Genomic DNA, 12,105 nt, shown 5'->3' on the forward strand with positions numbered 1-12,105 from the left:
AATACACGCTGCTAACCTGCATCTAAAATCATGGAAGTCGGTGCAAGACCAATGTGATTCGCAATGAGTAAAATCCATTTCCACGAATTATTCTTCCGTTTTCACATTGTGATGGTCAATGTTTTCAACATTCGCAAATATTACTCCTGATTGATCATATTATAGGACAACGAAGCACGCAACGCTCTATTCTACCAGAGTCCTAAGGTTATGTTGATTTAATCCCTGCCCCACAAAGAGGTATGATAATGGTTTCTTCTAATTCCTTTTGATATTTCATGTAGCCAGCAAAATTGATGGCAGATGTCACTTCGACATAAAATCCTTTCTGACTCAGTTTAGAGCGTGCATGTATAATTTCTTCTTCTTCAATATCAATAAACGTACCATTCGTCTTGTATACAGCTTCTAAAATTTGTTTAGAACGCGCTGGGGCAGCAATAGCGATCCCTTCTGCTACAGTCCCTTTATTTATCACAGGTGTTGCTGATTCCTCCGCATGTTGAAAAGCTTTCACAAGTGGTGCGCAGTTCTTTGCTTGTACGGCAATAATTTTCGGTATTTTATGAATGAGACCATTTTCGAATAACTCTTCAAAGCCATAATACGCACCGAGCAGCAGAGTACCGTTTCCAACCGGAATGATTAAAGCATCCGGTGCCCCTTTTAATTGTTCATAGATTTCATAGGCGTATGTTTTTGTACCTTCGAAAAAATAAGGGTTATAGACATGGCTTGCATAAAAAACGTTTTCCTCGTCTACTGCCTTTTGGGCCGCAGTTGCAATGTCTTCTCGTGTACCATGAATTTCTTTAATCGTTGCTCCGTGGGCTTTGATTTGAGCGACTTTTTTAGGTGATGTTTGATCACTTAGATAGATGTCACAGGCAATACCACAACGCGCCGCATACGCAGCAATTGCCGTTCCTGCATTCCCGCTGCTATCAGCAATGACTTTTGTTACCCCTAATTCCTTAGCTTTTGTCATTAACACAGCTGCTCCACGGTCTTTAAATGATAGTGTAGGCATCATATAATCAACTTTTACATAAGTGTTTGGCTCATTAGGATCTAGAACGATTAAAGGAGATTGGCCCTCGCCCATTGTCACAGTTTCCCACGTCTTAGAACCTTTTGGAAATGGCATGGTTTCAACATAACGCCATAATGAATTTGGATAGTGATCCCAAGCTGTGACGTCTATTTTCGGGGTATCTTTCACTAGATTGAATACTCCACCACAATCACATTTCCATAGAGTTGGTGTCATCTCATATTTTTTCCCGCAATGGTTACAACTTAATTGATTCATTCTTCATCTGCCCCTTTGAATATTTTTTTATACAAAATATAATTTTTTATATAGGGTGGTCAAAAAAATATTCTAAATATATGCAATGGCATCCATTTCAATTTTGAAACCAAAATGTAATTCATTCGTTGGTACAATCGTACGAGCTGGTTTATGTTCACCAAAAAATTCGGTATAAACCGCATCTACTTTGTCCCATAATTCAATATCTGAAATGTATAATGTCATGCGCAAAATCTTTTCTTTTTGACTTCCAGCAGCCTCTACAATCATCTCTACATTCTTAAGCGCTTGTAATGTCTCTTTTTCAATGGGGCCGAACTCTTTTTCTGTCGTTTCGGGATTGATAGCAAATTGTCCCGAAACATAGACCGTGTTTTGATGAATGGTTGCGAATGCATAGTGTCCGTTTGATTTTAGATTTCCTATCTCGAGTATGCTTTCCATTTTGACACTCCTTACCTCGATTTATTTTTGATTTCATCCAAATAGCTATAGACGGTTACTTTGGAAATGCCTAACATAGATGCGACCTTCTCAACAGATCCTTTCATTAAAAAAATGCCCTTTTCATCCATAAATTTGATTAGTTCAATTTTTTCATGACGTTTCATAACTGGATGAACACTGTTTTGAATGATTTGTTGAATCAATTGATCGACGATTTCTTCCACATTTTCAAGATCATCATTTGATGTTGTTTCTTTTTCTTGAGCTTCCACTTGTGTAGAAAGAAAAGTATCCATAAATTGCTGCATTTGATTCAGTGCTTCAACATCAAAATTGATACAGAAAGCTCCGATCACTTTTTGCTTTGAATCACGTATTAATGAAGTCGAAGAACGAATCGTACGCTTATCTTCTGTTACAAATGTATAACCAGCCAAATAATCTTCTTTAAAATCTTCTGATTGTAATACAGTCTTGACTAGATGATCAAATGATTGGCCGATTTCTCTTCCTGTCACATGGTTATTTACTGTAAACATGACAGATGCTTGAGGATTCGTTAAATCATGAATCACCACTTCACAATTTGGTCCAAACATTTTTGCAGTAGATTTTGCTAAAGGAATATAACTCTCTAATAACTTTTTAATATGTTCCATGCCTAAGCACCTCATTTTTTTATTCCACTAGATTATATAATTTTTTATATATAAAAACAATATATAGATTTATTTATATATTGTAATGCTCATAAGATCACAAATATGAAAATCATCATATAAAAAAAGCAGCCATTGACTGCTTTTTGCTTGTGCTCCTTTCTAATTGTCTTCCTGCTGGATGCCATACAAAATGACGTCAATTCCCCATCGGAACCGTTCCATTGATACGGTATCACCTGCAAACATTTCTTCTTTTACACGATGAATGAAAGGAAACTGCGTTTTTTCTGCTTGAAGAAATGCTTTTTTTGCGTCTGAAATCTGTGAAGAGCCTTGTTTCTTCCAAGAGACCTTTTCGTATGCTACAGAAGATACGTATAACAGCAATAGGTCTACTCCCCATGCTGCAGATGTAGATTTGATCCCGCCTTCATGCAATGCAGCGAGAATACGTTCGGTCAACTGAAGAAAGTTCGTTCCTTGTGGAATGGTGGAAAGAGAAATTTCAGCGAGACCAGGTTTTTCGAATAGCAGGAGGAAATAAGTATGCAATATGTCGAATAACTGTTCTTTCCATGTGCCATCCTCTGACTCTGGATAAACCATTTGTCCGAGACCATAATCCAATACGTAAGCACTGAGTTCTTGAACATTGTTCACGTAGACATACAAGGATGCAGGTCCCGTATCGAGTGCTTTAGCCACCTTACGCATACTCATGCCCTCTATCCCATGCTCCTTAAGAAGCTCATAGGCCGTTTTCACAATAAGCTCACGGCTTAAGGGTTCTTTAGCCGGCCGAGACCGGCGACTGATCATACGACGATTTGAATTGTTCATACTCTCTTTATAACATGTCAAAGTAAAATAGTAAATTGAGCATCAATCATCATCCTTTTGAAAAGAATTCATCATATCTGCAAGCTTGACCGCAGCGTCTTTTGAAAAACACAGTTTTAAACTATTCTCCGATTCATTAGCTTTTTTCGATGAATATTCGTACATCATGTCTTCGTATTCTTCAATCGCCTTTTCAAAATGATGAGGATGCCGGACAATAGCAAGTGCTAGCTCCCTTGCATCAAACATCGCCATGTTCACACCCTCGCCTGCGAATGGCGACATGACGTGAGCTGCATCACCGATAAGCGTTACTCCTTTATGACGATTCCATTTGAAACCGACAGGAAGCGTATAAATCCGTCTTGGAATGATGGCATCTTCTGCATAACGAATATAATTTTTCAGCTGATCATCCCAATCACTAAATAACGCTAATAATTGTTCTTTTGCTTCTTTCGCTTGATGAAACGGTATACCACAAGTCTCGATCCAGTTGCGTTCTACCATAAGGCTTGCATACACTTTGATTCGGCCATCTCCGTTTAACTGCCCAATCAGTCCTTTGTGGTCTGCCAAAGCAAACATCTTACCTCGTTTATTAAATGCAGCTAAATCAGGGTGGTTCTCCTCTACTCTTAAGACATTCAGTTCTAGCATCGTGAGCCCAGAGTATTCAATCTCAATATCTGTTAACAGAGGACGCACACGAGAAAAAGCACCATCAGCCCCAATCAAAAGGTCAACTGTTTCGACAACTCCGTTTTCAAAATGAAGCTCCGTCATGCCGTTTTCTAATGAAACGCACCTTTCTAGTTTATAACCATATTTGATATTTTTAGCATTAATTTGTACTAACAGTAGTTCACATAACACACCACGATCAATTTCCGGGCGAGTACCTGTTTGATCTGATTCCGTTTCTTCATCTAAATAAATTCTTCCTGATTTATCAAGTAATCGGAAATCTTCCCCTTCATAGCGGGCGTTCTTTTGAAATTTCTCATAAACTCCTGCTTCTTTTAAGGCTTTTTGACCTGTTTCTTCGTGAATATCCAGTGAGCCGCCTCGTTCAAGGCTCTTGTCATGCATCTCTCGTTCATAAATGGTTGTTTGTATACCGTAATTTTGCAAAATTAAGGCAAGTGTTAGTCCCCCAGGTCCTCCTCCGATGATAGCGATTTGCTTTTGATTCTTAGATAATGACGTCATCTTCTGCATTTCCTCATCCCTTTGTGGAAATCGTTTTATATTACATTTCATTTATATTTTAACGAACATCGTTCGTTAAAAATGTTTGTTTCACGATTGTGTTTTAATGATAAGAAACCAATCGCCTGCCATCATATGATACACTCCATCTAGGAAGGTTTTAAAAGGTTTACATTGTTCTCACTCTAAGTGTAAGAGGTGTTTCTATGAATAAATTATTGGCTATGTTGATATTAGGATTAGGCTTTAGTGGTGCCGCACTTATTCTTTCTATCCCTTTGTTATTCAAAGTCAAACCAGAGCAAACTGAGCTGGTGTTTGCTGCTGGATCAGCGGGCGCTTTCGCAGTATTTGCGGTCTCATGCCTAGTGCTTCGAAAGCAATTCAATCGCTAAAAAACCTAAACAAATATCCACCATTATAACAATGGAGATGTGTTTAGGTTTTTGTGATTTACCAGGGAATCTATTTATCCAAAACAAAGAGACTGCTGAAATATATCACGATATGCACTCTAAACGAATCACTAGCTTTGGCATAATAGACATCAATGCGAAAATCTTTGATTCCTCGTATCACAAAAGGTCCATTAAACGCATATTGTTTTGTGATATAATCTTGAGTCAAAGACAAGCGCTAAGAGAAAATGAACTTGCTGAATGGACATCATGACTGTGAAAATTTCTAAAGAAATGATAGGGTGATAGCGATGAGAAGACTTGAGTCTGGTACATCAGTTTCGAGTATATTTGAGCGGAATGAGTTCTTCGATTTTCACCTTGACCAGCTCCCCATCCATATCAAGGATGACAAAACACGTTGGTCCAAAGTCTGAAATGAGCTCTCGGCAGATGCCACAAGGGCTGACTACCCTAATTCTTCTATCTTTTTCATCTGAATAAGGGTGTCTCACTGCAACAATTGTATCAAAATCTTTGTATCCATTCGATAAAGCGCTGCCAATCGCAATGGCTTCTGCACAAACAGTTACCCGTCCGATATAGGCTTCTATATGGACAGCTGATATGATTTCTCCTGTTTTCATGCGGATCGCTGCCCCTACATGATGCTTGTCATCTTCATAAAGACTGATAATCCTCTTTTTTGCTTCGTCTATTAATTCGATATCATCTTGTGATAGATCAAACGTTTTCATCGCGTTTCCCCTTTCGCCTCACTGCTCGTATGTATTATACCAAACATGAGGTGATGAACTGAACTTCACTCTCCTTTACTAACCAGCCAAAAGACCGTTTAATCTATTGAAAAAAGCTGCTTTCAAGTAAGCAACCTTTTCCCTTATTTACATCAGAACATGTACCCTTTCTACGTGTGAACTGAATGCCTAACGATTGATCACTTGAATGATTTTCTTCAGAGCATCTGCCGCTTCTGGAATTGGCATGACAACAAACACATGCAGCATTTCAGGATAAACAAAGGTTTTGATGTCTATTCCTTGTGCTGTTAATTTTTCATCAAGCTTGATGGCATCTGGATATAACATATCATGTGTTCCAATGAAATGAGTGATCTTCGCTAGTCCTTTGAAGTCGCCGTATATGGGACTGATCAATGGATCTGTGAGACTTTGATCAGCTGCCCACAATTTTGTGATGACTTCCATTCCTTCATGACCTAGAATCGGGTCCTTTTTTGCATATTCAAAAATGAGAGGGTTGCTCATACTCATATCAACACACGCAGATAGTAACACGATATCCTTTGGCTGCGGCAGATCTTCCTTCTTTAAAAGATGCGCAAGACCAAGTGAGATGTTTCCGCCAGCTGAATCTCCCATGATCGTCAATTGATTGGCACTTCCGGCAGTTTTCAGAAGGTCTTTATATAGGTTAAGCATTTTCGGATATGTATCCTGGTTGCTATAATGAGGTACTTTTGGGTAAATAGGAGCGACTACTTTCGCACCTAGTGATTGCGCCATTTTATCCATGAACCACCAATGGACATTCAAAGGCTGATTTGTCCACGCGCCACCATGTAGATAGAGAATGACTTTTTGATTTTGTGATGATTGTTCATTCAATGTGAAAACTTGCATGCCTTCGAAAGTCTGCTCTTGTACCTCACTGATTAACTTCACACCCTCCCCAATGGCATAAGGCTGTGTATTTTCATTTCCTTTTTGCTCAAGAAATTTTTTTGTCTGTTCGATACTGGAAAAACTCTCTTTATTACTTTGCGAAGCGAATAATGTTTCAAATTGAATACTTTCTTTAGAACGTTCACCATGATACATTTCTACACTCATTTTTTTCTCTCCTTCACCCAATAGGTTTATTGATCATCCTGCTTCGGAACACGAAATGATTCCAGGTAGACTTGTACTTTTTTCTCAGGGGTTTTTAATAAGTTAGATAAAAGGTCTTGAATGAGACGAAGGCTTTTAATTTTCTTTTCAATTTCTTCATGTTTAAGATGGACAATTTGTCTTAGGGTATCAAGGTCTATGTCTTGACTTAGCATGTCCATAATTTCAGCTATTTCTTTTAATGAATAACCGAGCGTTTTCGCATCTTTGATCAATTGAATTTTCACAACATAGTCGTCTGTATAGAATCTGTAACCGTTTGAACGTCGTCTTGGAGCAGGTAATATGTTGTGCTCTTCATAGTAACGAATTGCGGCAGGACTTACTCCTGTTTTTTTGGCAAGTTCTCCTCTAGTCATCAACTCCATCGTTACTCCTTTTTTATTATTTTTTTTACTATATGTACATTATAAAGGTTGAACTATACTTCAAGGTCAAGGTGAAACATTTTTCGGCCAACTTTTGTTATCAAATGATTGTAGCAAAGAGATCTCTAGTGCTTGCTATGACATAATTGAGGTTACTTTTTGGGTAAACAAAAAAACACCATCGCACCCGGCCAAATAAGGCGGATGCAATGGTGTCATCATCATTCCATCTGGATTATGATAAATCTTCCCCATTTGTTTCAATCACTTTTTTGTACCAGTAGAAGGAATCTTTTTTGTAACGATTTAATGTCCCATTCCCTCTGTCGTCTTGATCTACATAGATCAAACCATAGCGTTTACTCATTTGAGATGTTCCGCAGCTAATTAAGTCAATACAACCCCATGGTGTATACCCCATTAAGTCGACACCTTCTTTGACTGCTTCTTTCATCTGTTCAATATGTTGTTTTAAATAATCAATTCGATAATCGTCGTGAATTTCTCTGTCTGGTGTCAATGTATCTCTTGCGCCAAGTCCGTTTTCACAAACAAATAAAGGTTTTTGGTATCTGTCATACAGTTTAATTAATGAAATGCGCAGCCCCATTGGATCAATTGGCCAATCCCATTGTGATAACTCCAAATGCTCATTTTTAATTGGACTATCAAATGTACCCGCTAGCTCTGCTGCATCTTCTCGCGCTTCTGCTACGTGGGACATATAGTAGCTGATCGCCACAAAATCAACGATGCCCTCTTTCAAAATTTGCTCATCCTGCTCTTCGATATCAAGTTTGATGTCGTTGTCAGCAAAATATTTCACCATGTATGTTGGATATTCACCTCTAGCTTGAACATCCGGATAGAACATATTCAATTGGTTCGATTTTACCGCTTGCAGCTGGTCCTCTGGTTTCGTTGTTTTTGCATAGGCTTCAATTTGGTTTATCATACAGCCAATTTGGACATTTGGAATGATTTCTTTTGCAGCCTTCACTGTGAGAGCGCTGGCGATAAATTGGTGATGTGATGCTTGATACGCAGCCTGTAATTTATGGTCTACTAGGTCCTCTAAAATTCCAGCACCGGTGTAAAGGCTGTTGAGGTTCATATTCATTTCATTGAATGTAATCCAATACTTCACTTTATTTTTATATCTTTCTAAAATGGCACGGGCATATTTTTCAAACAACGGGACAAGCTCTCTACTCATCCAGCCATTATATTTCTCTGTTAAAGTAATCGGCATTTCGTAATGAGACATCGTGACTAGCGGTTCAATTCCATATTTCGCACACTCATCAAATACGTTATCGTAAAAAGCCAATCCTTCTTCGTTCGGCTTGTCTTCTAAACCAGTTGGAAAGATTCTTGCCCATGAAATAGACAAGCGAAACACTTTAAAGCCCATCTCTGCAAATAGTGCAATATCCTCTTCATATCGATGGTAAAAATCGATTCCGCGTCTTTTCGGAAAATCAAATTCATCGGGTTGTTCCTTGTATCTTGTTAATTCAGCTGAACTCACATCGAAAGTAAAGTTGTTCACTTTTCCTTTTTCATAAGGATCTTTATATGCAGCAAAGTCTGACGTCGACAGGCCCTTGCCACCTTCTAAGTATGCGCCCTCTATTTGATTGGCAGCAGTTGCGCCACCCCATAAAAAATCATCTGAAAATCCTTTTTTTAATTCTTTCATTTCAATCATCCCTTCTCTTTATATTAGTGAATAAGCATTAAGAGCTTATTTTGACCTGCGGTGACATGAGCGTCACCTGTATGAATCACATCAAGATATTGCGTTGAATTTGTGACGATAATAGGTGTCACTACATCTAAATGGTTTGATTGAATTCCTTCTATATCAAACGATAATAAATGATCCCCCGTCTTTATCTTATCGCCCTCTTTTACCAGTACATCAAGGAATTGGCCGTTTAGGCTGACCGTATCAATCCCCACGTGGATCAATAATTCAATCCCATCATCTGAAACGAGTCCGATGGCATGTTTAGTAGGTGTAACAGTCACTACTTTTCCTGAGAACGGTGCTTGTACCACCCCCTTATCAGGCAAAATTGCGACTCCCTTCCCCATCATTTCACTTGAGAACACGGAATCATTCACTTCAGATAAAGGAATGACCTTTCCACTCATAGGTGCTTGAACTTCATAAGGGTTTGTTTGCTTAGACATTTGTTGATTCTCTGTACTCTCAGTGTGATTTGGCTTTTCTGCAGCTTGCTCGTTAAAAGCCGTTACAGACTCCTGAAATCCAAGGAGAATGGTGATGAGAAGTGACACGATGAAGCTAAGGGCGATTCCAATCAGAGCCAGCTGAAAATTATTTGTCCCTTTCATAATGTAAGTTGGCAGTGAAGTAATGCCTGGGATCGAAAAGGCTGTCGTTTTAACTGAAAATAAACCGTAAAAACATCCACCGACTGCGCCGCCAATTAATGAAGCATAAAAAGGTTTTTTTAGTCTAAGTGTGACTCCATAAATGGCTGGTTCTGTGATCCCGAAGAAACTAGGAAGCAATGTTGAAAGCGCTAAAGACCTTGTTTCTACCCGCTTGGTGCGGATGATGACACCTAACACAGCGCCTGCTTGTGCCATATTCGCAATGAAATTCATTGGAAGCAGCATGATATCGTAACCCACTTTTTCAAAGCTGGCTAACGTGCTTGGGAAGAATGCGTAATGCATTCCAGTTAACACAATGAGTGGCATAAGGCCCCCCATTAATAAACCGGCAATCGGACCAGCGAAATTGAACAATGAAGTGAAAAAGATTTCTAAATATTGCCCAGAAACGTTCCCAATAGGAGCGATAAAAGCCAGTGTAAGAGGAGCCGTGATCATCAGGCTCAGTACCGGTGTAAATACGATACTTAAGGATTTTGGGATCGCTTTTGTTATCCACTTATCGACAAAACTTAGTAATAGCACACCTAATATAATTGGTAATACAGAAGATGTGTAATTATTTAGTGGAATACTTAACCCTAAAAAACTTAACGGGTCTGCTCCTTTTGCTGCACCTTCGATCATCGTTGGATATAGTAAAATCCCTGCTAATGCGAGCGCAAGAGATTCTCGCGTTTTAAATTTCTTCGCTGCCGAATAAGCAATGAGGAAAGGTAAAAAGTAAAAGACAGCATTTGAAAAAATTTGAAGTACTTGATAGGTAGAACTTGTCTCCGTCAGCCACCCTAAGCTAACGAACAGTGCCATGATTCCTTTGATCAATCCACTACCAACAATCGCTGGCAAAATAGGTGTGAAAATCCCGCTGATCACATCGAATACGACTTCAATTGGGTTCATCTTTGACGTGTTTTTAACAGGAGCAGAATCATTGCTACTATGACCGGCCAGATGATCGATTTCCTCATAAACCTCTGCTACCTTTGCTCCAATAATGACTTGGAACTGTCCACTTTGGAATTGAGCACCTAAAACACCATCTAATGTTTTCAGCTCATCTACTTTTACCTGACTTTCATCGTTGAGATTAAATCTTAGCCGTGTGATACAATGCCAACTTTGAGATATATTTTCGGTTCCACCAATTAATTTCACAATTTTTCCAGCCAATTCTTTGTTTTCCATGCTTTCACCCCTTCATTTTCACAAAAAAAACCTAAACAAAATCCACCATAGAAAAGATCATTCTTTCTCATGGAGATTTGTTTAGGTTAATGCTTTTTCATAACACGCCTAAAAGAAATCATTTATTTTTTTGGTGTTCCTTTGTGATTCTCTCAATATGGATGACTAAAAAAACAAGTTCGTCTTCTGTCACATTCCAATTGAATTCTCGTTTTAACATTTCTTTGATGATCAATCCGCAGGCATAACTCTTCATATAACGATCCTGTATTAATTCTTTTAACGAGTCATCCATCTGCTGCGGTGGTTGGTTGGTTTCCTGCCTGACAATAAAATATCTCAAGTGGGTAATAAACCTCGAATAATTAATGGATGATTTATCCAATATCATCTCGAAAATATTTTGAATGATTTTGACGATTTCTTTCGTCAGGTGAGTCATCTTAATGGTGTCTCCCATAGACTGACCATCTATTTGAGCGTTTACAAAATGCAGGGCAATGAGTGAAGCTTCAGTATCTTCAAAAGAAATGCCCATCATCTTTTGAATAATTGTCAGTGCTTTTTTCCCGACTTGATATTCTTGAAAATAGAGATGTGGAATTTCCCACACAATGGGGTTTTCATACGCCATTTTTTCTTCGTGCCTTTGAATAGCGAAGGTGAGATGATCGGATAGCGAAAAGAGCGCGCTGGAACCTAACTTCTTATTCAACATCTCTTCGCCTACGCGAATGATTTTTTCAGTTAATAAAAGGATATCAGTTGGGATAGCGGCAAGTTGAGATTCTAATGGAGACGTCTGATCAGAATAAAATGTCTTACTGACAGCGCTCTCATCAAGTGTATCACCTTTCTTCTTTTTAAAACCTATTCCTGTTCCAAACACAACGACTTCATTTTGAGCCTCTGTTAGAGCTAATACGATATTATTATTTAAAACTTTAACGACGGTGAACATCCTCATCCCACCTTACCTAAAATGCTAAAAAAAGCATAAAAAAACACCAAAATCTCAGCAAACAACGTACAAATGTACAATCTGTTTACCTGACTTGGTGGTGCCTGATCATATCAGTAACACTCCTGCATCGGTTTCGACTTTATTTTAAATAGAGGAATGACCAAAGTCAACTATTTTTTTCTGAAAAAATAGATTGAAATACCCAGAATCATTTTATCTTTCCTTGTCTTTTTAAAGTTTAACATATTTAAGGTTGCTGTAAGGTTCGGATTAATACAAGTTAAGGTTGAGGTTGTACAATGGGTTTGTAAGGAATTGAGGGATGAGTCAAATGGTCCCCTCTTCTA

The 12,105-nt window shown here is 38.5% G+C and carries 12 protein-coding genes; 1 reads left to right on the forward strand and 11 read right to left on the reverse strand.

Features of this window, described 5'->3' with window-relative positions; all coding sequences use genetic code 11:
• Positions 1-208 precede the first annotated feature (208 nt).
• The 5 genes from LCD34_RS19165 to LCD34_RS19185 all read right to left on the reverse strand — a co-directional run bounded on the left by LCD34_RS19165 (position 209) and on the right by LCD34_RS19185 (position 4,476).
• Complete coding sequence (locus LCD34_RS19165; protein ID WP_224559869.1) at positions 209-1,312, reverse strand: threonine synthase; 1,104 nt, start codon at positions 1,310-1,312, stop codon at positions 209-211.
• Positions 1,313-1,384: 72 nt separating this feature from the next.
• Entirely contained in the window at positions 1,385-1,759 is a 375-nt protein-coding gene (locus LCD34_RS19170; protein ID WP_148780357.1) for a RidA family protein, read from the reverse strand.
• 11 nt (positions 1,760-1,770) lie between these two features.
• Positions 1,771-2,421 (reverse strand): transcriptional regulator, encoded by a 651-nt coding sequence (locus tag LCD34_RS19175; RefSeq protein WP_017359563.1) that lies wholly within the window; start codon positions 2,419-2,421, stop codon positions 1,771-1,773.
• Positions 2,422-2,583: 162 nt separating this feature from the next.
• Complete coding sequence (locus tag LCD34_RS19180; RefSeq protein WP_108611259.1) at positions 2,584-3,243, reverse strand: TetR/AcrR family transcriptional regulator; 660 nt, start codon at positions 3,241-3,243, stop codon at positions 2,584-2,586.
• A 63-nt stretch (positions 3,244-3,306) separates the two neighbouring features.
• Entirely contained in the window at positions 3,307-4,476 is a 1,170-nt protein-coding gene (locus LCD34_RS19185; RefSeq protein WP_148780495.1) for an FAD-dependent oxidoreductase, read from the reverse strand.
• 206 nt (positions 4,477-4,682) lie between these two features.
• On the opposite strand from LCD34_RS19185, the gene LCD34_RS19190 reads away from it, so the two are divergent.
• The gene (locus LCD34_RS19190) at positions 4,683-4,871 is read left to right on the forward strand and encodes a hypothetical protein (protein ID WP_058213719.1); all 189 of its coding nucleotides are present in this window, start codon (positions 4,683-4,685) and stop codon (positions 4,869-4,871) included.
• 338 nt (positions 4,872-5,209) lie between these two features.
• Here the strand turns inward: LCD34_RS19190 and LCD34_RS19195 are convergent, their stop codons facing one another.
• The 6 genes from LCD34_RS19195 to LCD34_RS19220 all read right to left on the reverse strand — a co-directional run bounded on the left by LCD34_RS19195 (position 5,210) and on the right by LCD34_RS19220 (position 11,755).
• A complete protein-coding gene (locus LCD34_RS19195; RefSeq protein WP_224559870.1) occupies positions 5,210-5,632 on the reverse strand; it encodes a cytidine deaminase in 423 nt (140 codons plus the stop codon).
• A gap of 189 nt (positions 5,633-5,821) precedes the next feature.
• The gene (locus LCD34_RS19200; RefSeq protein ID WP_052320588.1) at positions 5,822-6,748 is read right to left on the reverse strand and encodes an alpha/beta hydrolase fold domain-containing protein; all 927 of its coding nucleotides are present in this window, start codon (positions 6,746-6,748) and stop codon (positions 5,822-5,824) included.
• A gap of 26 nt (positions 6,749-6,774) precedes the next feature.
• A complete protein-coding gene (locus LCD34_RS19205) occupies positions 6,775-7,176 on the reverse strand; it encodes a MerR family transcriptional regulator (protein WP_017367349.1) in 402 nt (133 codons plus the stop codon).
• Between the two features lie 235 nt (positions 7,177-7,411).
• Positions 7,412-8,878: a glycoside hydrolase family 1 protein gene (locus tag LCD34_RS19210; RefSeq protein ID WP_182489199.1), complete on the reverse strand. Its 1,467-nt coding sequence runs from the start codon at positions 8,876-8,878 to the stop codon at positions 7,412-7,414.
• A gap of 23 nt (positions 8,879-8,901) precedes the next feature.
• Positions 8,902-10,794: a beta-glucoside-specific PTS transporter subunit IIABC gene (locus tag LCD34_RS19215; protein ID WP_048001469.1), complete on the reverse strand. Its 1,893-nt coding sequence runs from the start codon at positions 10,792-10,794 to the stop codon at positions 8,902-8,904.
• 118 nt (positions 10,795-10,912) lie between these two features.
• Positions 10,913-11,755, reverse strand: coding sequence for a PRD domain-containing protein (locus LCD34_RS19220; RefSeq protein WP_008343748.1), 843 nt, complete (start codon positions 11,753-11,755; stop codon positions 10,913-10,915).
• Positions 11,756-12,105 lie beyond the last annotated feature (350 nt).

Origin of the sequence: Bacillus sp. RAR_M1_44 (genome assembly GCF_020165935.1) — a bacterium.
Lineage (GTDB): Bacteria > Bacillota > Bacilli > Bacillales > Bacillaceae > Bacillus > Bacillus altitudinis.